23 protein-coding genes are annotated in these 24,599 nt (G+C 63.7%); 18 read left to right on the top strand and 5 right to left on the bottom strand.

Annotated elements, in window-relative coordinates:
• The coding region (locus EN845_RS07985; RefSeq protein WP_189587420.1) for a transposase at positions 1–232 on the top strand (232 nt) is incomplete at its 5' end.
• A 501-nt stretch (positions 233–733) separates the two neighbouring features.
• On the opposite strand, the gene polA is transcribed toward EN845_RS07985, so the two are convergent.
• Positions 734–3,688 (bottom strand): DNA polymerase I, encoded by a 2,955-nt coding sequence (gene polA, locus EN845_RS07990; protein ID WP_167531309.1) that lies wholly within the window; start codon positions 3,686–3,688, stop codon positions 734–736.
• Positions 3,689–4,120: 432 nt separating this feature from the next.
• Between polA and EN845_RS07995 the strand changes: the two genes are divergently transcribed.
• The 6 genes from EN845_RS07995 (at position 4,121) to EN845_RS08020 (ending at position 8,282) form a co-directional block, all read left to right on the top strand.
• The gene (locus tag EN845_RS07995; RefSeq protein ID WP_189522174.1) at positions 4,121–5,512 is read left to right on the top strand and encodes a M20/M25/M40 family metallo-hydrolase; all 1,392 of its coding nucleotides are present in this window, start codon (positions 4,121–4,123) and stop codon (positions 5,510–5,512) included.
• 150 nt (positions 5,513–5,662) lie between these two features.
• A complete protein-coding gene (locus tag EN845_RS08000; protein ID WP_127277487.1) occupies positions 5,663–6,283 on the top strand; it encodes a ribonuclease D in 621 nt (206 codons plus the stop codon).
• 12 nt (positions 6,284–6,295) lie between these two features.
• Positions 6,296–6,499 (top strand): hypothetical protein, encoded by a 204-nt coding sequence (locus EN845_RS08005; RefSeq protein WP_127277485.1) that lies wholly within the window; start codon positions 6,296–6,298, stop codon positions 6,497–6,499.
• Between the two features lie 110 nt (positions 6,500–6,609).
• Complete coding sequence (locus tag EN845_RS08010; RefSeq protein ID WP_127277483.1) at positions 6,610–6,864, top strand: GlsB/YeaQ/YmgE family stress response membrane protein; 255 nt, start codon at positions 6,610–6,612, stop codon at positions 6,862–6,864.
• 25 nt (positions 6,865–6,889) lie between these two features.
• Positions 6,890–7,036: a hypothetical protein gene (locus EN845_RS08015; protein WP_127277481.1), complete on the top strand. Its 147-nt coding sequence runs from the start codon at positions 6,890–6,892 to the stop codon at positions 7,034–7,036.
• A 238-nt stretch (positions 7,037–7,274) separates the two neighbouring features.
• The gene (locus EN845_RS08020; RefSeq protein WP_127870016.1) at positions 7,275–8,282 is read left to right on the top strand and encodes a hypothetical protein; all 1,008 of its coding nucleotides are present in this window, start codon (positions 7,275–7,277) and stop codon (positions 8,280–8,282) included.
• Positions 8,283–8,324: 42 nt separating this feature from the next.
• On the opposite strand, the gene EN845_RS08025 is transcribed toward EN845_RS08020, so the two are convergent.
• A complete protein-coding gene (locus tag EN845_RS08025) occupies positions 8,325–8,864 on the bottom strand; it encodes an inorganic diphosphatase (RefSeq protein ID WP_127277477.1) in 540 nt (179 codons plus the stop codon).
• A gap of 91 nt (positions 8,865–8,955) precedes the next feature.
• Between EN845_RS08025 and EN845_RS08030 the strand changes: the two genes are divergently transcribed.
• From EN845_RS08030 to EN845_RS08040, 3 genes are all read left to right on the top strand, one after another.
• Positions 8,956–9,165, top strand: coding sequence for a hypothetical protein (locus tag EN845_RS08030; protein ID WP_127277475.1), 210 nt, complete (start codon positions 8,956–8,958; stop codon positions 9,163–9,165).
• Between the two features lie 207 nt (positions 9,166–9,372).
• A complete protein-coding gene (locus EN845_RS08035; protein WP_127870015.1) occupies positions 9,373–11,646 on the top strand; it encodes a transglycosylase domain-containing protein in 2,274 nt (757 codons plus the stop codon).
• A gap of 63 nt (positions 11,647–11,709) precedes the next feature.
• On the top strand, positions 11,710–12,462 hold the full coding sequence (locus tag EN845_RS08040; protein WP_127870014.1) for an SDR family oxidoreductase: 753 nt from the start codon (positions 11,710–11,712) through the stop codon (positions 12,460–12,462).
• A 21-nt stretch (positions 12,463–12,483) separates the two neighbouring features.
• On the opposite strand, the gene EN845_RS08045 is transcribed toward EN845_RS08040, so the two are convergent.
• Positions 12,484–13,404 (bottom strand): zinc-binding dehydrogenase, encoded by a 921-nt coding sequence (locus EN845_RS08045; protein ID WP_127870013.1) that lies wholly within the window; start codon positions 13,402–13,404, stop codon positions 12,484–12,486.
• 95 nt (positions 13,405–13,499) lie between these two features.
• On the opposite strand from EN845_RS08045, the gene EN845_RS08050 reads away from it, so the two are divergent.
• Positions 13,500–14,309, top strand: coding sequence for a helix-turn-helix transcriptional regulator (locus tag EN845_RS08050; protein ID WP_127870012.1), 810 nt, complete (start codon positions 13,500–13,502; stop codon positions 14,307–14,309).
• Positions 14,310–14,333: 24 nt separating this feature from the next.
• On the opposite strand, the gene EN845_RS08055 is transcribed toward EN845_RS08050, so the two are convergent.
• Positions 14,334–16,118: a cation:proton antiporter gene (locus tag EN845_RS08055; RefSeq protein ID WP_127870011.1), complete on the bottom strand. Its 1,785-nt coding sequence runs from the start codon at positions 16,116–16,118 to the stop codon at positions 14,334–14,336.
• Positions 16,119–16,323: 205 nt separating this feature from the next.
• On the bottom strand, positions 16,324–16,773 hold the full coding sequence (locus EN845_RS08060) for a host attachment protein (protein WP_127870010.1): 450 nt from the start codon (positions 16,771–16,773) through the stop codon (positions 16,324–16,326).
• Between the two features lie 379 nt (positions 16,774–17,152).
• Here EN845_RS08060 and cysG point away from each other — a divergent pair, with 379 nt between their 5' ends.
• From cysG to EN845_RS08095, 7 genes are all read left to right on the top strand, one after another.
• On the top strand, positions 17,153–18,595 hold the full coding sequence (gene cysG / locus EN845_RS08065) for a siroheme synthase CysG (protein ID WP_127870009.1): 1,443 nt from the start codon (positions 17,153–17,155) through the stop codon (positions 18,593–18,595).
• A complete protein-coding gene (locus EN845_RS08070) occupies positions 18,592–18,885 on the top strand; it encodes a DUF2849 domain-containing protein (RefSeq protein WP_127281321.1) in 294 nt (97 codons plus the stop codon). The genes cysG and EN845_RS08070 overlap by 4 nt, the downstream gene beginning before the upstream one ends.
• Before the next feature lie 47 nt (positions 18,886–18,932).
• The gene (locus EN845_RS08075) at positions 18,933–20,603 is read left to right on the top strand and encodes a nitrite/sulfite reductase (RefSeq protein WP_127870008.1); all 1,671 of its coding nucleotides are present in this window, start codon (positions 18,933–18,935) and stop codon (positions 20,601–20,603) included.
• The gene (locus tag EN845_RS08080) at positions 20,578–21,342 is read left to right on the top strand and encodes a phosphoadenylyl-sulfate reductase (protein ID WP_127870007.1); all 765 of its coding nucleotides are present in this window, start codon (positions 20,578–20,580) and stop codon (positions 21,340–21,342) included. Before EN845_RS08075 ends, EN845_RS08080 begins: the two co-directional genes overlap by 26 nt.
• A gap of 170 nt (positions 21,343–21,512) precedes the next feature.
• The gene (locus tag EN845_RS08085) at positions 21,513–22,046 is read left to right on the top strand and encodes a DUF934 domain-containing protein (RefSeq protein WP_127870006.1); all 534 of its coding nucleotides are present in this window, start codon (positions 21,513–21,515) and stop codon (positions 22,044–22,046) included.
• A 97-nt stretch (positions 22,047–22,143) separates the two neighbouring features.
• The gene (locus EN845_RS08090) at positions 22,144–23,751 is read left to right on the top strand and encodes a GMC family oxidoreductase N-terminal domain-containing protein (protein WP_127870005.1); all 1,608 of its coding nucleotides are present in this window, start codon (positions 22,144–22,146) and stop codon (positions 23,749–23,751) included.
• Positions 23,752–23,943: 192 nt separating this feature from the next.
• Positions 23,944–24,564: a DJ-1/PfpI family protein gene (locus tag EN845_RS08095; RefSeq protein ID WP_127280673.1), complete on the top strand. Its 621-nt coding sequence runs from the start codon at positions 23,944–23,946 to the stop codon at positions 24,562–24,564.
• Positions 24,565–24,599 lie beyond the last annotated feature (35 nt).

The raw sequence follows: 24,599 nt of genomic DNA on the forward strand, positions 1-24,599 counted from the left end.
CAGGCAGATGATCAAGGCTGCCGGCGCCAGACTTTGGTATCTGCCGCCCTACTCTCCGGACCTCAATCCGATTGAGCAGGCCTTCGCCAAGATCAAACACTGGATGCGCCAGGCTCAGAAACGCACCGTCGAGGAAACTTGGCGCCACATCGGCCACCTCGTCGAAACCATCGAGGCAGCCGAATGCAAGAACTACTTCGAAAACGCCGGATACGCTTCCGTCAAAACATGAAACGCTCTAACGAACACGAAAGATTCGCTCGGGTCGTTGGAGTCCAAGTATGGTGCCAGCGACGCAGTTACTTCTTTTACAGAGCTGTCATCATCCATAACGCAGTACCATCGCGAATTTGGTTCCAGGTTCGCTACAATCTCACCTTTTTGAGTGGGTGGGCGTAATGCGTCGATTATTCGCTTTACCCGATTGTCCAAATCGCCGCTGCTTATGACTGCCTGCTGGGGCAAGCCTGTCAGTAGTTTGATCTCCAATCTTACACCTACGCCGACCGCCTCCCCATAAAATGGGACGAATACCTGGTCACCGATCGAGCGTAAAAAATTTGGTGCCTGTGCTGCGAAATTTGAATCTTCCCATCTTTTCAGAACCGCAAATGGCTCTTTGCCCCATAGTGTCTCCAATTGCCGGTGAAAGCTCTTTCGCATGTTCCAGACCGCATCAAGACTGCTTGCTTTCGAGGGGATTTGGCCGCGATAGGTGAGGTATATGTCCACCTCAATGCGCCTCGTCCCAGTTGTTGGCGGCACGGGCGTCGACATGCAGCGGCACCGACATCGAGACCGCGGGCATCGCGGCGTTTTCCATGACGTGGCGCACGACCGGGATCGTCGCCTCGACTTCCGCCTCGACCGTCTCGAAGATCAGTTCGTCATGCACCTGCAGGAGCATGCGGGCGGACAGCTTGGCCTTGTCCAAGGCTTCCTCCATGCGGATCATGGCGCGGCGGATGATGTCGGCGGCGGTGCCCTGCAGGCGGGCATTGATGGAGGCGCGCTCGTTGAAGGCGCGCAGTGACGGGTTCGACGACCTGATGTCGGGATAGTGGATGCGGCGGCCGAAGATCGTTTCGACAAAGCCGTGCTCGCGGGCATAGGCCTTGGTCTCCTCGATATAGTCGCGGATGCCGGGGAAGCGCTCGAAATATTTCTTGATATAGGCGCTCGCCTCCTCGCGCGGGATCGACAGCTGGTTGGCGAGGCCAAAGGCCGAGATGCCGTAGATAATGCCGAAATTGATCGCCTTGGCGCGGCGGCGCACTTCCGATGGCATGCCCTCCACGGGCACGTTGAACATTTCAGACGCGGTGATGGCATGGATGTCCGCGCCATCCGCAAAGGCCTGGCGCAATTGCGGGATTTCGGCGACGTGGGCGAGCACGCGCAGTTCGATCTGGCTGTAGTCGGCTGAAACCAGCCGGTGGCTCTTGTCGGTGATGAAGGCGGTCCTGATCTTGCGCCCTTCAGCCGTGCGCACCGGAATGTTCTGCAGGTTCGGGTCGGAGGACGACAGACGGCCGGTCGTCGTTGCGGCAAGCGCGTAGGAGGTGTGGACGCGCTTGGTGTCAGGATTGACGAAGCCGGGCAGCGCATCGGTGTAGGTCGATTTCAGCTTGGTCAGCTGGCGCCAGTCGACGATCTTGCGCGGCAGTTCGTGACCTTCGGCGGCGAGATCTTCGAGCAGCTGCGCCGAGGTCGACCACTGGCCGGTCTTGGTCTTGGAGCCGCCGGGCAGCCCCATGCGGCCGAACAGGATGTCGCCGAGCTGCTTGGGCGAGCCGATGTTGATGCGCTCGCCGATGAGCTGGTAGATTTCCTCTTCCAGCCGGGCCGCACCTTGCGCCAGTTCCCCCGACAGCCGGGACAGGATCTGCCGGTCGACCGAGATACCGCGCTGTTCCATGCGCGCCAGCACCGGCACCAGCGGCCGCTCCAGGCGTTCATAGACCGAGACCAGTCCCTTGGCGGCAAGCCGCGGCTTCAGCACCAGCCACAGCCGCAACGTCACGTCGGCATCCTCGGCGGCGTGAGCGGTCGCCCTGTCGATGTCGACCTGGTCGAAACCGACAGAGCTCTTGCCGGAACCGGTCACGTCCTTGAGTTGAAGGGGGGTATGGCCAAGCCATTTGTCGGCAAGGGCATCCATGCCGTGGCCATGGGGGGTGCCGGCGTCGAGCACGTAGGAGATCAGCATGGTGTCGTCGAAGGGTGCGACATCGACGCCGTAGCGGCTCATGATGACCAGGTCATATTTCAGGTTCTGTGCGATCTTGAGGACCGATCCGTCCTCAAGCAGTGGTTTGAGCACCGCCAGCGCCTCGCGAAGCGGGATCTGGTTTTCGAGCATGCCGCCGCCGAGCAGGTCGCCATTGCCGCTCTTGTGGGCGAAGGGGATGTAGGCGGCGCGGCCGGGCGCCGTGGCCATTGCCATGCCGATCAGTGAGGCCTGCATCGGATCGGTCGAGGTGGCCCTGACGTCGAAGGCCGCGATACCGGCCTCCCGCGCCTCGGCGACCCAGGCTTTCAGCGTCGCGATATCGCGGATGCACTGATAGGCCGAAGTATCGATCTTGGCGGTCGCCGCGCCCTCCAGCCGCAATGCGGCCAGGAGGGAAGGGGTGTCACCTTTTTTTGGCGTCTCCGTCTCGGCTTCAGCGGCCTGGCCCGGCTCGGTGGCCGCCCCGTTTCGGGCGACGGGCGGCGTTCCGGCCCCGACGTCGGGGCCATGTGCGTTGTCGGCGCGTTCGACGGTCACCGCGACGGCCTGGACGTCGCCGGCCTCGGTGCCGGTCGCTTCCGCCACGCGGCGGGTCAGCGAGGTGAATTCCATGGTCTTGAGGAAGCCGATCAGCTTCGGCCCGTCGGGAGCATGCAGCACGAAATCGTCCAGTCCCTCGGCCACCGGCACGTCGTTCTTCAGCGTCACCAACTGGCGCGAGATGCGTGCCTTGTCAGCGTTGGCGATGATCGATTCCCGCCTTTTCTCCTGCTTGATCTCGCCGGCTCGGGCGAGCAATCCATCGAGATCGCCGAACTGCTCGAGCAGTTGCGCCGCGGTCTTTGGCCCGATGCCGGGCACGCCAGGCACATTGTCGACGGAGTCGCCGGTCAGCGCCTGCATGTCGATCATCTTTTCGGGTGGCACCCCCCATTTCTCGATGACTTCGGGGATGCCGATCTGGCGATCCTTCATCGGGTCGTACATGCCCACCGTGTCGCCAACCAGTTGCATCAGGTCCTTGTCGGAGGAGATGATGGTGGTGTCGCCGCCGGCCTCGCAGGCCAGCCGGCAATAGGTGGCGATAAGATCGTCGGCCTCGAAGCCTTCCATCTCGACGCAAGGCAGGTTGAACGCCCTGGTTGCCTGGCGGATCAGGCCGAATTGCGGGATCAGATCCTCGGGCGGCGCCGAACGGTTGGCCTTGTATTCGGGATAGAGGTCGTTGCGGAAGGTTTTCGAGGAATAATCGAAGATGACTGCGAAATGCGTCGGCACAATGCCCACATCGGTGTTGCGGGCATCCTGCATCAGCTTCCACAGCATGTTGCAGAAGCCGGAAACGGCACCGACCGGCAGGCCGTCGGACTTGCGGGTCAGCGGCGGCAGTGCGTGATAGGCCCGGAAGATGTAGCCAGAGCCGTCAATGAGGAAGAGATGATCGCCTTTTTTCATGCCGGCAGGGATAGCGCGGCGCGATGGCTTGGTCCATGCCAAAGACATCGCCAGACATAGGTTCCGTCAACACCCTGACAGATCGGGAACCCTGACAGATCGGGGTTATACAGGGCCGCTCACGGGTACGTTACAAAAGTGTAACGTTAACGCCCTTGAATCGCCATGTTCAGAGACCCAAATACACGTCATCGGCAGTTTTCGCCGAAGTCCGGAGCAAGGCCCGTCCCCCGCCTATACCGGACAACTGCGGCAGCCTATCCCCCCTCTCCGGGCTGCCGCATCGTTTCGAGTACAAGACCGCCGTGGTTCCCCCTCCACCACGGCGGTCTTTTTTTGCCCGCGGCCGCCGGCGCGGGCCGTGGTCCAATTGTCCCGGGCTTTTCGTTTCGCCGCTCTGCCTTTACGGTTCCGGCACTGAATCGAAAGGCTATGCACATGTCCGCAGTTTCCCCTGTCCTCGACCGCCTCGACAAGAATCTCGATCAAAGCCTGGAACGGCTCTTCGGCCTGCTCGGGATCAAGTCGATCTCCACCGATCCAGCCTATGCCGCCGACTGCCGCAAGGCGGCGGAATGGCTGGTGGCGGAACTCAAGCTGATCGGCTTCGACGCCAGCGTGCGCGACACGCCTGGACACCCGATGGTGGTTGCGCATCATGACGGGCCGGCGGGCGCGCCGCATGTGCTGTTCTACGGCCATTATGACGTGCAGCCGGTCGACCCGATCGAACTGTGGGAAAACGACCCCTTCGCCCCCGCGATCAAGGAGATCGGACCTGGTCACAAGGTCATCACCGGGCGCGGCTCGGCCGACGACAAGGGCCAGCTGATGACCTTCGTCGAAGCCTGCCGTGCGTGGAAACAGGTGCACGGCAGTCTGCCGTGCCGCGTCACCATCCTGTTCGAAGGCGAGGAGGAATCCGGGTCGCCCTCGCTGAAGCCGTTCCTCGAGGCCAATGCCGAGGAACTCAAGGCCGACTTCGCGCTGGTCTGCGATACCAGCATGTGGGACCGAGACACGCCGTCGATCTGCGTCGGGCTGCGCGGTCTGGTCGGCGAGGAGATCACGGTGAAGGCCGCCGACCGCGACCTGCATTCGGGCCTCTATGGCGGGGCTGCAGCCAACCCGATCCGCATCCTGGCCAAGGTGTTGGCCGACATCCACGACAAGGACGGTCATATCACCATTCCGGGTTTTTATGACGGTGTCGAGGAAACGCCCTCGCAGGTGCTGAAATCATGGGAGACACTGGGCGAGACGGCCGAGACATTCCTCGGACCTGTCGGCCTGTCGATCCCGTCGGGCGAAAAAGGTCGCTCGGTGCTGGAACTGACCTGGGCACGGCCGACCGCCGAGTTCAACGGCATCATCGGCGGCTATACCGGCAAGGGGTTCAAGACTGTCATCGCGGCGGAAGCCTCGGCCAAGGTTTCGTTCCGCCTCGTTCACAAGCAGGATCCAAAGAAGATCCGCGCGGCTTTCCAGAAATTCGTCGAGGAGCGTATCCCGGCCGATTGTTCGGTCGAATTCCACGCCCATGGCGGTTCACCGGCAATCCAGCTTTCCTATGACTCGCCTTTCCTGGCCAAGGCCAAGATCGCGCTCTCGGACGAATGGCCAAAGCCCGCGGTGACGACCGGCAGCGGCGGCTCCATTCCGGTGGTGGGCGACTTCCAGACCTATCTCGGCATGGAATCGCTGCTGGTCGGCTTCGGCCTCGATGACGACCGCATCCATTCGCCCAACGAGAAATACGAGCTCAGCTCCTTCCACAAGGGGCAGCGCTCATGGGCGCGCATTCTGGATGCTCTGACACGGTAAGGCGGACAACCCTGGACAGCGGAAAAATCAACTTTCTGTTGATTTTTCCGCCGATCACGGCGAGGACGGGTCGACAGCGCAATGTGTTGGAGCGCGTGTGCGCTTCTTCGATGGAGGCGCGACGCCGAAGGCCGCGACCCGGAGAAGACGATGAGCGATATCCGCTTCCATAAAAACGATCTGCCTGACCTCTCCCACTACAATGTCGCGGCGGTGGCCATCGATACGGAAACGCTCGGCCTCAACCCGCACCGCGATCGGCTCTGCGTGGTGCAGATTTCGCCTGGCGACGGCAGCGCCGATGTCATCCAGATCGCGCCGGGCCAGAAGAAGGCGCCGAACCTTGTCAGCCTGTTGAGAAACCGCACCATCACCAAGCTGTTCCACTACGGTCGCTTCGATCTCGCCGTGCTCTACAATGCGTTTGGCGTAATGCCCGAGCCGGTTTTCTGCACCAAGATCGCCTCGCGGCTGACGCGCACCTACACCGACCGGCACGGGCTGAAGGACATCTGCTTCGAGCTTCTCGGCGTAGGCTTGTCCAAGGCGCAGCAATCGTCGGATTGGGCGGCCGAAACGCTGTCGCCCGAGCAACTCGAATACGCCGCCTCGGACGTCCTCTATCTGCATCGGTTGCGCGACGTGCTGGCCGGACGGCTGGCGCGCGAGGGGCGCACGAAGGAGGCGGACGCCTGTTTCCGCTTTCTGCCGACCCGGTCCAAGCTTGACCTGATGGGCTGGGCCGAAGAGGATATCTTCGCCCACAGCTGAAAAAGGGATGAGATGGCTGACAGAAAGCCGATATCGACCGCGCCGACCGACGGCTCCAAGGTCACCGTCACCTGGAAGGACAGCGACGGCGTCCTCAATGAATCCATAGCGCAATACCGCGACGGCGGCTGGTGGGTCTACACCGACAGCTACACCCAGAAGAAGGTCGAGCCGACCAGCTGGCGGCCCACTGCCGGCGACGACGACGACCAGTGAGCGCGCCGCTGGCTAGGCCGGGTGCTTTCGCATAGCCTGAAGCCGTTGATATCGAGGCCGATTCGGAGCCTTCCGCTCCGCGCTCGCCCTCTTGCTCGGAGGAAACCGCTATGGGTGTCGAAAGCCTTCTCGTCTTCATCATCATTGGTGCCATCGCCGGCTGGCTCGCCGGTCTCATCGTTTCGGGTTTCGGCTTCGGCCTGATCGGCAACATCATCATTGGCATCGTCGGCGCGTTCATCGCCGGCTGGCTGTTCCCACGGATCGGCTTCTCGATCGGCGGCGGCATCATCGCCTCCATCATCCACGCCACGATCGGCGCCATCATCCTTCTGGTTCTGGTCAAGGTCCTGAAACGAGCATGAGGCTCGGCACGACAAAGGGCGCGCCATGAAGCAGAACACACTCTATCTCATCATTGGCGCGCTCATCGTCGTGGTCGTCGCGCTGGGCGTCTACGTCTACCGCGAGCAGACCAGGCCGAAAGGCGTCGAACTCAAGATCGACGACAAGGGCATTTCGATCCAGCAGAACTGAGCCTGCCGCCGATTGGGCGGCGACATCAACCATATGGCGGATCGGGCACCAGCGTCAGCGCAAAGGCGGCGGATATCCAACCGTTATGGCCTGGAACCCCTGCATTGCGCTTGACCGTCGAGCGCGCGATCGGGCTTAGTCGGCGACATCAAAGCGGGGCAGACAGTCGTCAATGGACAGCGAGCAGTTGGACGGTTCTCGATCCCTTCCAGCGTTCGATCCGCTGGGCGGGTCGCAAATGATCCCGGGGATCGCTTTCAAGGCCAGCGCGGCGGTGAGGGCGGCGCTTTCGGCGATCGGACGTACGGAGGACCTGCGCTTTTCACCGGACAATCGATTGCTGGCAATCGCCGGCTATGCGCGCAAGCGCCTGCTGGTCCTGCGCATCGACGTCGAGGCCGGATCGGATGGTCCCGATGTCACGATCCATGGTTTCATGGAGCTGACATCAGGCGACATGGGCGAAATCCATGGCCTGGATTTCATCGATGACCGCACCCTGGCGATTGGCAACCGCGATGGACTGGTCGCCATATTCAACCTGCCTCGAGAGCAACCAGCCGGCCAGAGTCGCGAGATATCGGCCATTCGGCGGGTAAAGGGCCGGCGGCCTTGCAAACTGAATTCGCCGGGCTCGATTGCCGTCAGGCCGGAGTCGCGCGGCCGCGTCAGCCTGCTGGTCTGCAACAACTATACGCATCTGGTCACCCGGCATGTGGTCAACCGGTGGCTCGGCTATCGCACGACGAGCAACCAGCGGCTGCTCGAACGTGGTCTCGACATACCCGACGGCATTGCGCTCAGCCATGACGGAGGCTGGATCGCCGTCAGCAGCCACGGCACCCAGGATGTAAAACTCTACCGCATGTCCTCCTCGCTTGGGCCTGACAGCGAACCCGCCGGCGTCCTGCAGCACGCCGGCTATCCGCACGGCGTGCGCTTTACAGCGGATGATCGGCACATCCTCGTCGCCGACGCGGGCAGCCGTATGGTGCATGTCTATGGCGGCGACGGCGATTGGAGGGGCCAGCGAGCACCCGCGGCCTCGGTGACCGTGCTCGACGAGGAGACCTTTCTGCGAGGCAGGGCCAGTGCCGAGGAAGGCGGCCCGAAGGGTCTCGACATCGACCGCTCGAACAACGTCGTTGCGGTCACTTGCGAGGAGCAGGCGCTGGCCTTCTATCCGCTGGCGTCGATTATCGGAACAACAAGGTCGGGGATCGAGCCGGGCGTGGCGCGCCGTTAAGCGCCTGATCGATCGGAACAACGCACCGGAAAATGGCCATGCTTACTTGCGTAGCCTGGCGGCAAAGGCCTTCATGCCCTTCTTGATTGCCCTGCGCGCTTCACCGGCATCCTGCCAGCCTTTGAACTTGATGGTTTTGCCGGTGCCAAGCACCGACGACAGAAAGAACTGTTCGATCTCGCGCCTGAGATGCTCGGGCACGCGGTCGGCGGCCACGGGCTCGTCCTCAGCGTCCTCCTTGTGAGGACAGAAGACGTAACGGTCGTTGCGCAGGGCCTCGCCGCCGTGATCCTTCTGCTTGACCCGCAGCGCACCCAAGAGGTTGCATTTGATGACGGTGCCGGGACCCGTGGCGGCCTGATGGATGACTAGCCCATCCAGGGGATCGCCATCGTCCCCCAATGTGGAGGGAATAAAACCCCAATCGTAGGGGTAGGTCATTCCGACCGGTAAAGGGCGGACATAGCCGAATACCTGGATAGCCGGCTCATAGGCTACCTTGGCCGCGGCACCGCGCGGAGTTTCGATGACGACCCTGACAAGGCCCTTCGTCGTCGTCGGCAGCTTGAGGTAGTCGGGCATGAGGCGCCTCTGTCGCGTTCCGGGTTGATCCGGGATGGAACTCCAAGGCGCAATGAATGTTCCCAAGAGCAGGCCGAGGAGATTTCAGGGCATGACAAAAGCTTCTTTGCACTTGCTCAAGGGCGTGGGTTATCTGATCTCAACCCTGAGCGTTGTGCTGCTGGCCATCGTCAGTTGGTCGAGCGCTTCCAAAAGCCCGCTGCTGACCACATGTCTGCTTGTCGGCGCGGCGGCTTCGATTGCCGGCATGTTCTGCCGATGGCTGACCTATGAGATCGAAAAACGTAGGGAAGGCAAATAAGGCGCGCGTTGCGGCCAAGAGGTCCAGCAGAGGCTTCGCATCGCATAAGCCGGCTGTCATCCGGCCACCAAGACCGGCGGCAACAGGATTAACAAATTCCTAACGAAATTCAAAGGCTTGGCCGAAGGCCTGCTTAACCCGCCCTTAAATCGCCGCATCTACTCTTCAACCCGAGCGCCATTGGCACCGGGGATATCAGCGCAGCGCATGGCGAACCGCAGAGACAGCCGCATCGAGCCCAGCTTCGAGGGACCGCCACGGGCGAAATCCCAGACGGGTCTTTCGGTGAGCGAGGAGGACCGCGTCGTGCCGAGCAACCGCAAAGCCTCCGCCAAACGCAAATCATCGAAGGGGAAATCGGCCCGGGGGAGGCGCGGTGGAAGCGGGCGCGGCCTGTTCGGCGTGCTCGGCCGGCTGGTCTACTGGTGCTTCGTGCTCGCCATATGGGGCGGCATCGCGGTCGCGGGCGTCGTTGTCTACTACGGCGCCAAGATGCCCGCGGCCACGACCTGGTCGATCCCGGACCGCGCGCCCAATATCAAGATCGTCTCGGCCGACGGGCAGCTGCTGGCCAATCGCGGCATGAGTGGCGGCGAAGCGGTCGGCCTGCACGAAATGTCGCCCTATATTCCCGAGGCGGTGATCGCCATCGAGGACCGCCGTTTCTATTCGCATTTCGGCGTCGATCCGATCGGCCTGTCGCGCGCCATGGTCACCAATCTCGCCGGCGGGCACTTCTCGCAAGGTGGTTCGACGCTGACGCAGCAATTGGCCAAGAACCTGTTCCTGAAGCCCGACCGCACGCTGGAACGCAAGGTGCAGGAAGTGCTGCTGGCGCTGTGGCTGGAGCACAAACACACCAAGGACCAGATCCTCGAAATGTACCTCAACCGGGTCTATTTCGGCTCCGGTGCCTTTGGTGTCGAGGCGGCCTCGCGGCGTTATTTCGGCAAGAGCGCGCGCGACGTCACCCTGTCGGAAGCCGCACTCCTGGCTGGCCTGCTGAAGGCGCCCTCGCGGCTGTCGCCGGCGCGCGATCCCAAGGCCGCCGAGGAGCGCTCGCAACTGGTGCTCGCCGCCATGCGCGAGGAGGGCAAGATCAGCGAGAAGGAGCTGAAGACGGCGCTGAGCGCGCCGGCGACGCGCTCGCCGTCCTACTGGACCGGCTCGGAAAACTATGTCGCCGACACCATCATGGAAGAACTGCCCGACCTGATCGGCGACGTGCGCGGCGATATCGTCATCGACTCCACCGTCGACCTGAACCTGCAGAAGCTTGCCGAACAGTCGATCCGCCGGCTGATCGACGACAGCGGCAAGAAGCTCAACGTCACCCAGGGCGCGCTGGTATCGATCGACGATTCCGGCGCGGTGCGCGCCATGGTCGGCGGCTATGACTATTCGACCAGCCAGTTCGACCGCGCCTCCGAGGCGCGCCGGCAGCCTGGCTCGGCGTTCAAGCCGTTCGTCTACATGGCGGCGCTCGAGGCCGGCCGTACGCCCGACAGCGTGCGCAACGACGCGCCGATCAAGATCGGCAACTGGACGCCCGACAATTACGGCGGCAAGTACTTTGGCAAAGTCACCTTGGCGACGGCGCTGGCCAAGTCGCTGAACTCGGTGGCGGCGCAGCTGACCATGGAGGTCGGGCCGAACGCGGTGGTGGAAGCCGCGCACCGCATGGGCATCCAGTCCGATCTGCTGGCCAACACCTCGATCGCGCTTGGCACCTCGGAAGTGACGCCGCTGGAGCTGACCTCGGCCTATGTGCCCTTCGCCAATGGCGGCTACAAGCCCGACATCCACTTCATCCGCCGCGTGACGACAGCCGACGGCAAGGTGCTCTATGACAGCGCCGGCGGCAGCGCGCCGCGTGTGATCAAGCCCGAGATCGTCGGCATGATGAACTCGATGATGACCGGTACGGTCGAGGTCGGCACCGCCAAGAAGGCGGCCTTCGCCTGGCCGTCGGCCGGCAAGACCGGCACCAGCCAGAATTCGCGCGACGCCTGGTTCGTCGGCTACACCGCCAATCTCACCACCGGCGTGTGGTTCGGCAATGATGACGGCACGGCGATGAAGAAGGTCACCGGCGGCGCGCTGCCGGCGCAGGCCTGGCACGAATTCATGGTCGCGGCGCATGAGGGCGTGCCGGTGCGGCCGCTGCCCGGCACCTGGAAGTCGACGCCGCCGGATACCATTGTGCCCGACGACATTCCCTCGGCCGACAACAACCAGCCGGCACCGGTTCCGTCGGCTTCGGTCGGACAGCAAGCGCCGATCGCGCAGGCGACGGCACCGGCCAGGCCAGCGCCGGTCCGCGCGGCGCGACCCGCCCAGACCGTCGATGCCGATGGTTTTGACATGCCGGCTGACAATGGCACGACCGCCTCGGTCGGGCATCCGGTCCCTCCGGGCAGCGTTGGCGGTCCGTTGAAGAAGAAGCGGACCTCGATCCTCGACATTCTCGGTGGCGGCTGAGCGTCAATCCGCCTCTCGCCAGCGCCACGGTGTTCGGCTACACCTCCGGCCGGAGACCGCGACATGGCTGAACTCGACACCAGAAAAACCATCGTGCTGACCGGCGCCAGCCGAGGCATCGGCCATGCCACGGTCAAGCGCTTTTCGCGCGAGGGCTGGCGCGTCATCACCTGCTCGCGCCAGGCCTTCGCCGAGGATTGCCCGTGGCCTGCCGGTCCCGAGGACCACATCAAGGTCGATCTCGCCGATCAGGAAGATGTCGGTATTGCCGTGTCGGAGATCCGTCATCGGCTCGAAGCGCATGGCGGCCAGCTCAATGCGCTGGTCAACAATGCCGGGATTTCGCCCAAGCTCAGGGATGGCAACAGCCGCATGAACTCGATCGACACGCCGATGCATGTCTGGCGCGACGTGTTCCAGGTCAATTTCTTCGCGCCGATCATGCTGGCGCGCGGCCTGTTCAAGGAACTGGCGGCCGCAAAAGGCTCGATCGTCAACGTCACCTCGATCGCCGGCACCCGCGTGCATCCCTTCGCCGGCACCGCCTACGCGACGTCGAAGGCCGCACTTGGCTCGCTGACGCGCGAGATGGCGCATGATTTCGGCCCGCACGGCATCCGCGTCAACGCCATCGCACCGGGCGAGATCGACACGGCGATCCTGTCGCCGGGCACGGACAAGATCGTCGAGACCATCCCGCTCAGGCGCCTGGGTACCACGGCGGAAGTCGCCGACATCATCTTCTTCCTGTGCTCGGCCCAGTCCTCCTATGTGTCCGGCTCGGAAATCCACATCAATGGCGGCCAGCACGTTTGAACTGGTCGAGCCAAGGCCTGCTCATCCGGCCAGGGTGAGAACGGCCTTGCCGCTGAAGCTGCGCTGGCGCAGCGCGTCCAGGGCTTGTCCGATCTCCGTCCACCGCGCGGTCATAGCCACGCGGGTTTCCAGCCGTCCGGCGGCGACCAGGGCGAGCAGCGCGGCGATGTCAGCGCCGATGGCGGAACCGGACGTGTAGTAGGCGAACGTCTGAAGCCTCGCCCCTTCGTGACCCGGAACGAACTGGCGGAATCCAACCGGCGTGAGTTCGCCGCTGCTCGAACCGAAGATGACGATTGTCCCACCGGGCGCGACGCGTTCGATCGCATGTGCGAGGCTTTTGCCGCCGACCGACTCGGTGATCAGCGAAAACGGCCCCTTGGCCTGCTCGATCGACTCGACGATCTGCTCGGCTCCCAGCCCACGCAGATCCTCGTGGTGCCGGCCGGCGGCGATGGCGGTCACTGAAGCACCCTGCTCGCGGGCGATCTGGATCTGGAAGCGACCGACGGCACCGCTTGCACCGGTGACCAGGACCTGTAGGCCGGCCAGGTCACCGCCATGGCGCAAAGTCCTGAGCGCCGTCGTGCCCGCCACGGGGAGCGTGGCTGCCGAGACGAAGCCGACCTCATCCGGCAGGACGGCGAGACGGTCGGTTGAAACGGCGACCCGTTCGGCCCAGCCGGCCTGGTCGACCAAGGCCGCGACCCGGGTGCCCGCAGCCGGCCCGGAGCCATCGGCGGCCGCGCGCTCGACAATTCCAACGATGTCCTGGCCGGGTCTCCAGCCGTTCGGACGGATGGTGAGCAGGCGCAATTCACCCCGGTTCAACGAGGTTGCGTGGACGGAGACGAGCGCTTCGTCCGCGAGGGGCCGAGGTTCTTCCACCTCGGCCAGCCTGAGCCGCGTGGCGCTGTCGGAAGATATGACTAAGGCGAGCATGGGTGCGTACCTTCTTGCTGGACGCTGGACCTTACCGGCTTCGCAGCTTGAAGAATTTAGCTATCATGGCATTTAATCGCTAAAAGCGGTCGATCATGAGACAGCCTCTTCGCTACCCATGGCTCAATTTCGATGTCGATGACGTGCTGGCGCCAGCCATCGCCGTTCGTGTCGACGTCACCGAAACCAGTGCAGAGGTTCCCGCTCATTGGCATCGCAAGGGCCAGCTCGTCTTTGCGCTCGGAGGCGGCGTCACATGCCGCGTTCCGAGCGGCCTGTGGATGGTGCCGCCGCATTGCGGGGTATGGATCCCCGGTTCCATGGAGCACAGCAACATCGCGACGGCCAATGCCCGGATCTTCTTCGTCTATATCGAGCCGGGAGCCGCCGAATTGCCGGACCGGTGCTGCACGCTTTCAATTTCGCCGCTGCTGCGCGAACTGATCGTCGAGCTGTCCGACAGCGTGCAGGACGACAAGGCAAGGGATGAGCTCCTGACCAGGACCCTGCTTGCCGAACTGCCGCGCATGCCTGTCCAGCAACTGCATCTGCCGATTTCAGCCGAGCCGCGATTGAGGCGGATCGCCGAGGCGTTGGCGCAGGACCCCGCCGATCGCAGCACGCTGGCACAATGGGCCAGCCGCGTCGCGCTCAGCGAAAGCAGTCTGGCGCGTCTCGTCGTCAAGGAGACTGGCTTGAGCTTCGGGCGCTGGCGCCAGCAATTGCACCTGATCGTCGCCATTCGGGAGCTGGCCTCGGGTGCGAGTGTGCAGCAGGTCTCGGGCGATCTCGGCTATGGCTCGGTCACCGCCTTCATCACCATGTTCAGGAAGGCGCTTGGCAAGCCTCCGGCAAAATACCTCGGCAGCGTCGCGCAAAACGGCGGTTCGGCATTCGTGGCATGATCAGCGCGCCTGTGGCACGTCGGTTCAGGCAGCGGACGGTTCAGCGGCCCGCGGCTTGTGGCCAAGCACCTCTTCGACAATGCCGCGCGCGATCTCGCGTTCGCCCATGATCACCGTATCGGCGCCGAGCCCCTTCAGATGCTCGACCTCGGCGTCGGAATGGGCGCGGGCGACGACGTTGATGTTGGGATTGGCGGTGCGTGCCCGCAGCACGATCTGGCCGGCCTCGAAGGCATTGGGGATGGCAAGGATCAACCGCTTTGCACCTTCAGGATTGGCGGCGGCGAACACTTCGGCATTGGCGGCATTGCCGGCGATGGTTTCGATGCCGTCGGCTTTCAGTCTGGCCAGCGTCTTGTCGGCATCCTCGATGGCGAGGAAGGGTAGGGAGGCTTGTTTCAGTGCGGCACCAACAAGGCCGCCGACCCGTCCGTAGCCGATCAGGATTGTGTGGTTGGTGAGGCTCGTCTTCGGCGGCGGACCGTCTTCGGCTTTCGCCATTGCGGCAACGGAGGCCACCTGACCCGGTTCCGTCGCCGGACCAACCGGCTTGGCGTCCACCGGCGGTGCCGTCCTGGTGGCGCGGGCCTCCAGCCAAGGCTTCATCCAGTCGATGACCAGGAACATCAGCGGGTTGAGCACGATCGACAGGATGGCCCCCGCAAGGATGAGGTCGCGGCCCTGTTCGGGCAGAAGTTTCAGCCCGACGCCGAGTTCGGCCAGGATGAAGGAGAATTCACCGATCTGGGCAAGGCTGGCCGAAATCATCAAGGCCGTGGCCAGGGGATAGCCGAAGGCGACGACGATGACGAACGCCGCCAGCGACTTGCCGATGACGATGATGGCCAGCGTCGCCAGGATCGGCAGGCCGTTGCTGATCAGGCTGAACGGGTCGAACAGCATGCCGACGGAGACGAAGAACAGCACCGAGAAGGCATCGCGCAGCGGCAGCGATTCTTCCGCCGCTCGGTGGCTGAGCTCGGATTCGCTCATGATCATGCCGGCGAAGAAGGCGCCCAGCGCCAGCGAGACGCCGAACAATTTTGCCGCGCCGAAGGCGACGCCGAGGGCAATGGCGAGCACCGAGAGACGGAACAGCTCGCGCGACCCGGTATGGGCGACGTAGTGCAGGATCCACGGAATTACCCGGCGGCCGACCACCAGCATGACGACGACGAAGGCGGCAACCTTGGCCAGCGTGATGCCGACGACACCCCAGATGCCATAGCTGGCCGGCAGCGTCAGCAGGCCGCTCGAATGGGCATCGGCCTGTTCCTGGCCGCCGAGCACGCCGGCAAGCGCCGGCAGCAGCACCAGCGCCAGCACCATGGCCAGGTCCTCGACGATCAACCAGCCGACGGCGATGCGGCCGCGCTCGGTCTCGATCAGGCGGCGTTCCTGAAGTGCGCGCAGCAGCACCACGGTCGAGGCGACCGACAGCGCCAGGCCGAACACCAGGCCCGCGCCCATCGACCAGCCGAGCATCCAGGACAGCCCGGCGCCGAGCGCGGTGGCAAAGCCGATCTGGACGATGGCGCCAGGCACGGCGATGGCGCGGACCGACAGAAGGTCCTTGAGCGAAAAATGCAGGCCAACGCCGAACATCAGGAGGATGACGCCGATTTCGGCCAATTCGTTGGCAAGCCCGGCGTCGGCGACGAAACCGGGCGTGTTCGGCCCGACCAGCACGCCGGCTACGAGATAGCCGACCAGTGGCGGAATGCGGAAACGATTGGCGAGAGCGCCGAAGACGAAAGCCAGCCCCAGACCGGCGACGATGGTGGCGATAAGGGGCGTGTCATGCGGCATTGTCTATGGAGCGCCTTTCAAGCTAGCGATGTCGGATATGCGCCGCCCGAAGCCGTCGCCTGTCTTGCAATATGGTGGAAGCGGTAACGATGATGCAACCCGCAAGGGTGCGAAAAGCGACGGCGCGGCGACAAAATGCCGGACCGGCGAACGGATGCCGCCGATCTGTTCGAGCCCGCGACGGTATTCGCCCTGTTGCCGGCGATCAGGCTGCCTGCAGCAAGGCCTCGATCTCGGAAATGTCGTGGTTGGTCATGGTCTTCGGGATCTCGGCCGTCACCTTGTCACCAACCTCCTTATGCAGCTTCTTGCGCATGGCACCGAGCACCACCGGTGGGGCGACAAGCACGATGCTGTCGAACTCGCCGTCATGGGCAAGCTTGTAGAGCCGCGCGGCAATCTCCTGGGCGAAGCGTTCCTTGCCGATACGGTGCCAGTCGGTCTCCTCGACCGCGCTGCGGTGTACGGATGGGCCATCATTGTATCGGCCCGGGCTGTCGCTTCCCTGTTCGCGGGTGGGCGGGTTTTCCTGTTCCATCACCTGCACCACTTCAAGGTTGGGAAATTTGGTGTCGCCGGCATTCTTGAGCAGGAGCGCCTTTTCACCGTCGGCCACCAGAACCCAAATGCCATGCTTCAAAATGATCGTGTTCATGAAAACGCTCCTTGTTGAGTGGTGGCTATTCCGGGAACGCTTTCTGGCCGGTCACGTTCCACTGAAACGGCGGACCGAGCGGTCGCGAAGACGGGCGGCGAACATGAAATCGCCTCTGCACGACTTTAATCTACTGAATTGGTAGAATTTAGAAAAAACTATTTTGCGGGACAGGTCGCCGGCAGCTAAAAGTGCCTGAAATCAAGGCCTGTTTCGACGGCCCTGGTGTGCTCAGGACATGGGCGTGGAATATTTTTCTCCTGCTCTTCGCGGTTGCGAAAAAGCGATTGCCTGCCATCACCGGATGAGCGAGTGCTTTGCTTCTGCTTTTTTATGCCTGGGCGTAAAACTGCGAAACTGTTCCCGGATTGCTTTTCTGATGCCGCAAGCCACCACCAAGCTCAATGCCTTTCCCGTCTTCGTGCGGGTCGAGGGCGAAGCCGTGGCCATTGTCGGCGGCGGCGAGCAGGCGCTGGCCAAGGCGCGGCTGATCGCCCAGTCGAGCGCGGTTCTGTACATCATCGCCGCAAATGCCGAACCGGAGCTGTTGGCCTTCATCGCCGAGACCGGCGCGAACCATGTGGCCGCCGGGTATGACGCCTCACGGCTCGAAGGCGCCGTGATGGTGTTTGCCGCCAGCGGCGACGAGACGCTCGATCGTCGCGTGGCCGCCGACGCGCGCCGGCTGGGCATTCCGGTCAATGCGGTCGACCGGCCGGACCTCTGCGATTTCTTCACGCCTGCGCTGGTCAACCGCGCGCCGGTCGCCATTGCCATCGGCACCGAAGGCGCAGGCCCGGTGCTGGCGCAGATGCTGCGCGGCCGCATCGACCGCATGCTGTCGCCGTCGCTTGGCGCGCTGGCGGCGCTTGCCGCCTCGTTCCGCAATGCCGCCGAGAGATTGCCCAGGGGCAATATACGTCGCCGTTTCTGGAGCGACTTCTTCGGTGGAGCGCCGGCGCGCGCGGTCGAGGCTGGCGAATTTTCGCGGGCGCGCGAAGCCGCCGCCGATCTGCTGGTGTCCGACGCGCCCGTTCGCGGCCACATCGCCCTGGTGGGCGCCGGTCCCGGCGCCGAGGATCTCCTGACCCTGCGGGCGCATCGTCTCCTGATGGAAGCCGACGTCATCGTCCATGACGCGCTGGTGCCGGAGGCGGTCGTCGCCATGGGGCGCCGCGATGCCGAGCGTCTGCCGGTGGGAAAGCGCAAGGGCTGCCACACCAAGAGCCAGGCCGAAATCAATGCATTGCTGGTGGAGCTCGGCCGTGCGGGCAAGCGCGTCGTGCGGCTGAAGTCGGGTGATCCGCTGGTGTTCGGGCGCGCCGGCGAGGAGATGGCGGCGCTGCGCGATGCCGGCATCGCCTATGAGGTGGTTCCGGGTGTCACCGCGGCCTTCGCCGCTGCCGCCGATTTCGAGCTGCCGCTGACGCTGCGCGGCGTTTCCTCCTCGATGGTGTTCACCACCGGCCACGATCTCAAGGGCAATTCATTGCCAGACTGGGCCAAGCTCGCCATTTCCGGTGCTACCGTCGCCGTCTATATGGGCCGCTCGGTCGCGGCCGAAGTTGCCGGCCGGCTGATCGAGGCCGGCCTGTCGCCGGACACGGCGGTCGCCGTGGTCGAGAATGCCAGCCTGACCAATCGCCGACGCTTCCACGGCACACTCGCCGACCTGCCGTCGCTGGAAGCGCGCGCGGATCTGTCGGGACCGGTCATGACCATCATCGGCGACGCTGTCGCCGGGGCCAATTTCGAGCGGTCCGAGCCGCTCGCGGCTCACAGGCATGCGCCCGTAGCGGCCACCGAGGGAGTTCAGCCATGAAGATACTGACCGCCAATCGCCTCGGCGACGGCATCGCCGTCTGGTACGCCGATGGCGGCTGGGCCGAGACGGTGGACCATGCAGACCTTGCCCATGACAAGGCGGCCGAGGATCGGCTGGAGGCGATCGGCGCCAAGGCCTATGCCGACAATGAAGTGGTCGACGTCAATCTGATCGACGCGGAAGTCGTCGACGGCGTCGTCGAGCCGGTGCGGTTGCGCGAGAAGATCCGCGCCGCCGGTCCCACTATTCGTGGCGATCTCGGCAAGCAGGCTATACGGGCGGCGTAAGCCAGACTGAAAGTGAAAGTGGGCGGACGCGCCCTGAAAGACGAAGCATGTACCGTTACGATGAGTTCGACCACGATTTTGTCCAGGCCCGCGTCGCCGAGTTCAGCGACCAGGTCCAGCGCCGGCTGTCCGGCGAGATCACCGAGGACCAGTTCCGGCCGCTCAGGCTGATGAACGGCGTTTACCTGCAGCTGCACGCCTATATGCTTCGCATCGCCGTGCCCTACGGCACGCTGAACGGCAAGCAGTTGCGCATGCTCGGCCACATCGCCCGCAAATACGACAAGGGCTACGGCCATTTCACCACGCGCCAGAACATCCAGTTCAACTGGCCGGCGCTGTCGGACATTCCGGCGATCCTGGCGGACCTGGCCAGCGTCGAGATGCACGCCATCCAGACCAGCGGCAACTGCATCCGCAATGTCACCGCGGACCATTTTGCCGGCGCTGCCGCCGACGAGGTCGCCGATCCGCGCCCCTATGCGGAAATCCTGCGGCAGTGGTCGTCGGTGCATCCGGAATTCTCGTTCCTGCCGCGTAAGTTCAAGATCGCGGTGACGGGAGCCGAGCGTGACCGCGCCGCCATCCAGACGCATGACATCGGCCTGCACCTGAAGAAGAACGCCGCCGGCGAACTCGGCTTCGCCGTCTATGTCGGTGGTGGCCAGGGCCGCACGCCGATGGTGGCGCGCAAGATCCGCGACTTCCTTCCGGAAGCCGATCTTCTGTCCTACTGCACGGCGATCCTGCGCGTTTACAACCTCTATGGCCGCCGCGACAACAAGTACAAGGCGCGCATCAAGATCCTGGTGCACGAGACCGGCGCCGAGGAAATCACCCGCCAGGTCGAGGCCGAGTGGCAGGAGTTGAAGGATGCGGAACTGAAGCTGCCTGAGGCGGACATCCGCGCCATCGAGGCCTATTTCGCGCCGCCGGCGCTGGCCGGACGTCCGGAAGGCGACGAGGCCGTCAAGCTCGCGCGGTTGGATTCCAAGGGCTTCTCGGACTGGCTCGACCAGAACGTGGTGACGCACCGCCATCCCGATTATGCCGCGGTGACGATTTCGCTCAAGGGCATCGGCGAGGTACCGGGCGACGCATCGGACAGCCAGATGGAAGCCGTCGCCGATATCGCCGAAAGATACGCCTTCGACGAGTTGCGCGTCAGCCATGAGCAGAACCTGATCCTGCCACATGTGGCGCGCGCCGACCTCAAGGCGGTCTATGACGCGCTGGTCGACATCGGGCTGGCGACGGCCAATTCCAACCTGATCTCGGACATCATCTCGTGCCCGGGCCTCGATTATTGCGCGCTGGCGACGGCGCGCTCGATCCCGATCGCGCAGGAAATCTCGCAACGCTTCGCCTCGCTGGAGCGGCAGCGCGAGATCGGCGAATTGAAGCTCAAGATCTCCGGCTGCATCAATGCCTGCGGCCACCACCATGTCGGCCATATCGGCATCCTCGGTGTCGAGAAGAAAGGCTCCGAGCTCTACCAGGTGACGCTCGGCGGTTCGGCCGACGAAAACACCTCCGTCGGCGAGATCATCGGCCGCGGCTTCTCGTCGGAAGAGATCACCGACGCCATCGAGACGATCGTCGATACCTATCTCGGCCTTCGGCTCAACCCACAGGAAATATTCATCGACGCCTACCGCCGTGTCGGTCCCGCGCCGTTCAAGGAGGCGCTCTATGCTGGCGAAGCCAAGGCCGCTTGACCGTATTGCCGACGTCGAGGACGGCGCCGCCGCCAAGGCGGCGGGCCTCGATGCGCTCTATGGCCATTTGAAGCCGCTTGAGATCATCGAACGTGCGGCCAGGGACCTGTTCCACGACGAGATCGCCGCCGTGTCTTCGTTCGGCGCGGATTCGGCGGTGTTGCTGCACATGATCGCGGAGATCGACCGCACGCTACCGGTCATCTTCCTCGATACCGGCAAGCATTTCGAGGAGACGCTCGGCTATCGCGACGCGCTGGTCGCCGATTTCGGGCTGACCAACATCCGGGTGGTCAAGCCCGACGAGGCGGCGCTCGAACGGATCGACCCGACCGGCAATCTGCATCAGAACAACACCGATGCCTGCTGCGACGTGCGCAAGGTCGAGCCGCTGGCACGTGGCGTCGCCCCCTTCCGTGCCTGGTTCACAGGTCGCAAGCGCTTCCAGGCCTCGACACGGGCCGCACTTCCGGTGTTCGAGGCGGTCGGCCCGCGCATCCGCATCAATCCGCTGGCGCACTGGACGACGTCGGATCAGGCCGACTACATGCGTTCGCATGCGCTGCGCGAAAATCCACTGGTCGCCTATGGCTATCTGTCGATCGGCTGCTTTCCGTGCACGCAGCCGGTGCAGCCGGGCGAGGACGCGCGCAGCGGCCGCTGGGCCGGTCACGCCAAGACCGAGTGCGGCATTCACCTGTCGGGACTGGAAGTGTCGCTGACCGACGCATCACTATAGGGTATGTTGCAATTCAGGTGAGGCCGGCCTGCAAACGGCGGCTTCCTGCGCTTCCGGGGCTCACGTACTTCAAGTACGCTCCGCTCCGGTTCTCGGAAGCAACCGTTTTCGAAGCGGCCTGACCTGAATTTCAGCACACCCTTGAGCTCTTTGAATTTTTAGGAATTTTGATGACTGAACCGACGACACCGGAGACCCGGCTCTGGACCCCTGAAGGGTTTCGCGAGGACGAGTGGACCCATGCCGAAAGCGCCGACGCGCTGGCAGGCAATGGCCGCTTCATCCTGCCGTTGCAGGCATTCCTCGATCTTGACCCGGAGGTGCGCCGCTCGGCGAAGGAGCGGCTTGGCGTCGTGCTGCAGCCCGGCGATCAACTCGAGAAGATCGCCGACCTGCTCGACCAGCTGTCGCTGGTGGCGCTGGCCTTCCCGGCTTTCGGCGACGGCCGGTCTTTCACCAAGGGCGAACTGCTGCGCAACCGCTATCATTTCACGGGCGCGCTGCGTGCCACCGGGCAGATCCTGGTCGACCCGTTGCCGCATATGCTGCGGCTTGGTTTCGACGAGTTCGAGATCTCGAATCCAGTGCTCTTGAAGCGCCTGGAAGAGGGCCGTACCGGCGGGTTGGGGCTTTACTACCAGCCGGCCGCCATAGCGGAGCCCAAGGGTCCGAAATATTCCTGGCGGCGGGCCCGCGGCAACTGACGCGGCGGTAGGTCCACGCGTCTTTACATCGCCCGCGATCGGGCCTTCTCTGATCCTCCGGATAGAAATATCCGCCTGACGATCTGGGAGGGGTCTCATGCGCTACGACTATGTCATCGCCGGTGGCGGGTCCGCCGGCTGCACGCTTGCCGCGCGGCTCTCCGAAGATCCCTCGAAAACAGTTTGCCTGATCGAGGCGGGAGGAGCCGGCAAGGATCTGCTGATCCGCGCACCCGCCGGCGTCATCGCGCTGCTGCCGGGCCGGCCGAAGATCAACAACTGGGCGTTCGAGACGGTGCCGCAGCCTGGGCTTGGCGGCCGCAAGGGTTACCAGCCGCGCGGCAAGACGCTCGGCGGCTCCAGTGCCATCAACGCCATGCTCTACACGCGCGGGCACCGTGGCGACTATGACGAATGGGCCGATCTCGGCTGCCGGGGCTGGTCGTGGGACGACGTGCTGCCCTATTTCCGGCGTGCCGAAGGCAATCAGCGCGGTGCAGACGCACTACATGGCAGTGAAGGACCGCTGCGGGTCGGCGAACAGCAGGAGCCGCGTGCGCTCTCAAGGGCCTTCGTCGAGGCCTGCGGCGAAAACCAGATACGCCGCAACGACGATTTCAACGGACCGGAGCAGGAAGGGGCCGGGCTCTATCAGGTGACCCAGTTCTGGGGCGAGCGCCGCAATGGCGAACGATGCTCGGCGGCTGCCGCATATCTGCATCCGGTCATGAGCCGGCCCAACCTTACCGTCATCACCGGAGCACAAGCCACGGGCATCGTGCTTGACGGCAAGCGGTCGACCGGCGTTCGCTATCGCAAGGGCAACAGCGAAGCGATTGCACAAGCCGGGCGCGAGGTCATTGTCTGCGGCGGCGCTTTCGGTTCGCCGCAACTGCTGTTGCTATCGGGCATTGGCCCCGCCGCCGAACTTGCCGTGCACGGTATTCCGGTTGCTCACGAACTGCCCGGAGTGGGCAAGAACCTGCAGGATCATCTCGATTTCATCCTGGGCTGGACGTCGAAGGACGCCGACATGATGGGCATCGGTGTGCGCGGTCTGCCTGGCCTGCTGCGGCATATGCTGCGCTGGCGCAGGGATGGCGGCGGCATGATCGCTACGCCCTACGCGGAAGGCGGCGCCTTCCTCAAATCCGACCCAGCGATCGACCGGCCCGACCTGCAACTGCATTTCTGCATCGCCATCGTCGACGATCACGGCCGCAAGCTGCATATGGGTTACGGTTTTTCCTGCCACGTCTGCGTGCTGCGGCCATATTCGCGGGGCGAGGTCGGGCTGTCGAGCGCGGATCCGCTGGCGGCACCGCGCATCGACCCGCGCTTTCTATCGGACGAACGTGACGGCGAGCTTCTGCTGAGGGGTGTTCGAATGATGCGCGGTGTCCTGGAGGCGCCGGCACTGGCCAAATACCGCCACAAGGAAATCTACACTGCCGGCGTGTCGAGCGACGCGGAGCTTATGTCCCATATCCGTGCCCGCGCCGACACGATTTATCACCCGGCCGGCACCTGCAAGATGGGCATCGACGATATGGCGGTGGTTGATCCGGAACTGCGTGTCCACGGCATGCAAGCCTTGCGCGTCGTCGACGCCTCGGTGATGCCGAGGCTGATCGGCGGCAACACCAATGCGCCGACCATCATGATCGCCGAGAAGGCCGCGGACATGATCAAGGCGGTTGCCTGACCGTAGTCTGGTCGAACCAATGATTCCATTTTGGCCTTTTTAACGAATCGAATTTGCTGGTGATCGTGCCCGTCTCCGAAAACTGGTCTTACCAATAGGGCGATTTCCGCTTCCCCTTTCACCGTCCTGCCCTTACGATAAGTCGATTATTTCGTCATCCGAAATAAATGGCCACAAAGGGAGGAACCGGGAATGGCTGGTAAGAAAATATTGATGCTCGTTGGCGAGTTCAGCGAGGAATATGAGATTTTCGTCTTTGAGCAGGCCATGCATGCCGTCGGCCACACCGTGCATGTCGTGTGCCCGGACAAGAAGGCGGGCGATGTGCTGAAGACATCGCTGCACGATTTCGAGGGCCACCAGACCTACACCGAAAAGCTCGGCCACGATTACATCCTTAACAAGACGTTTTCCGAGGTGGATCCGGGCCAGTACGATGCCGTCTACGCGGCGGGCGGGCGCGGTCCCGAATACATCCGCATCGACAAGCGCGTGCAGGCGCTGGTGCGGCACTTCCATGAGACCGGCAAGCCGATCTTCACCATCTGCCACGGCGTGCAGATCCTGATCGCGGTCGACGGCGTGGTGCGGGGCAGGGAAGTGGCGGCGCTTCACTATTGCGAGCCGGAAGTGACGCTGGCCGGCGGTATCTATATCGACGTCGCGCCGAACGGAGCCCATGTCGACGGCAATCTCGTATCTGCCAAGGGCTGGCCGGGCCTGTCCAATTTCATTCGCGAATGCCTGAAGGTGCTGGGCACGGAGATCCGCCATGGCGAGATCCTGATGCGCGACGAGCGGCAGGCGGCCTGAGGCTCTGAGAACCGGCTGCTCTTCTACGCTTTCAA

The sequence above is a fragment of the Mesorhizobium sp. M8A.F.Ca.ET.202.01.1.1 genome (genome assembly GCF_004791595.1).
Taxonomy (GTDB): Bacteria; Pseudomonadota; Alphaproteobacteria; order Rhizobiales; family Rhizobiaceae; genus Mesorhizobium.

What these genes read in the sequence shown, in the direction of transcription:
- polA (WP_167531309.1), bottom strand. Translation starts at nt 3,688, where the DNA reads ATGAAAAAAGGCGATCATCTCTTCCTCATTGACGGCTCTGGCTACATC.
- EN845_RS07995 (WP_189522174.1), top strand. Translation starts at nt 4,121, where the DNA reads ATGCACATGTCCGCAGTTTCCCCTGTCCTCGACCGCCTCGACAAGAAT.
- EN845_RS08000 (WP_127277487.1), top strand. Translation starts at nt 5,663, where the DNA reads ATGAGCGATATCCGCTTCCATAAAAACGATCTGCCTGACCTCTCCCAC.
- EN845_RS08005 (WP_127277485.1), top strand. Translation starts at nt 6,296, where the DNA reads ATGGCTGACAGAAAGCCGATATCGACCGCGCCGACCGACGGCTCCAAG.
- EN845_RS08010 (WP_127277483.1), top strand. Translation starts at nt 6,610, where the DNA reads ATGGGTGTCGAAAGCCTTCTCGTCTTCATCATCATTGGTGCCATCGCC.
- EN845_RS08015 (WP_127277481.1), top strand. Translation starts at nt 6,890, where the DNA reads ATGAAGCAGAACACACTCTATCTCATCATTGGCGCGCTCATCGTCGTG.
- EN845_RS08020 (WP_127870016.1), top strand. Translation starts at nt 7,275, where the DNA reads ATGATCCCGGGGATCGCTTTCAAGGCCAGCGCGGCGGTGAGGGCGGCG.
- EN845_RS08025 (WP_127277477.1), bottom strand. Translation starts at nt 8,864, where the DNA reads ATGCCCGACTACCTCAAGCTGCCGACGACGACGAAGGGCCTTGTCAGG.
- EN845_RS08030 (WP_127277475.1), top strand. Translation starts at nt 8,956, where the DNA reads ATGACAAAAGCTTCTTTGCACTTGCTCAAGGGCGTGGGTTATCTGATC.
- EN845_RS08035 (WP_127870015.1), top strand. Translation starts at nt 9,373, where the DNA reads ATGGCGAACCGCAGAGACAGCCGCATCGAGCCCAGCTTCGAGGGACCG.
- EN845_RS08040 (WP_127870014.1), top strand. Translation starts at nt 11,710, where the DNA reads ATGGCTGAACTCGACACCAGAAAAACCATCGTGCTGACCGGCGCCAGC.
- EN845_RS08045 (WP_127870013.1), bottom strand. Translation starts at nt 13,404, where the DNA reads ATGCTCGCCTTAGTCATATCTTCCGACAGCGCCACGCGGCTCAGGCTG.
- EN845_RS08050 (WP_127870012.1), top strand. Translation starts at nt 13,500, where the DNA reads ATGAGACAGCCTCTTCGCTACCCATGGCTCAATTTCGATGTCGATGAC.
- EN845_RS08055 (WP_127870011.1), bottom strand. Translation starts at nt 16,118, where the DNA reads ATGCCGCATGACACGCCCCTTATCGCCACCATCGTCGCCGGTCTGGGG.
- EN845_RS08060 (WP_127870010.1), bottom strand. Translation starts at nt 16,773, where the DNA reads ATGAACACGATCATTTTGAAGCATGGCATTTGGGTTCTGGTGGCCGAC.
- cysG (WP_127870009.1), top strand. Translation starts at nt 17,153, where the DNA reads ATGCCGCAAGCCACCACCAAGCTCAATGCCTTTCCCGTCTTCGTGCGG.
- EN845_RS08070 (WP_127281321.1), top strand. Translation starts at nt 18,592, where the DNA reads ATGAAGATACTGACCGCCAATCGCCTCGGCGACGGCATCGCCGTCTGG.
- EN845_RS08075 (WP_127870008.1), top strand. Translation starts at nt 18,933, where the DNA reads ATGTACCGTTACGATGAGTTCGACCACGATTTTGTCCAGGCCCGCGTC.
- EN845_RS08080 (WP_127870007.1), top strand. Translation starts at nt 20,578, where the DNA reads ATGCTGGCGAAGCCAAGGCCGCTTGACCGTATTGCCGACGTCGAGGAC.
- EN845_RS08085 (WP_127870006.1), top strand. Translation starts at nt 21,513, where the DNA reads ATGACTGAACCGACGACACCGGAGACCCGGCTCTGGACCCCTGAAGGG.
- EN845_RS08090 (WP_127870005.1), top strand. Translation starts at nt 22,144, where the DNA reads ATGCGCTACGACTATGTCATCGCCGGTGGCGGGTCCGCCGGCTGCACG.
- EN845_RS08095 (WP_127280673.1), top strand. Translation starts at nt 23,944, where the DNA reads ATGGCTGGTAAGAAAATATTGATGCTCGTTGGCGAGTTCAGCGAGGAA.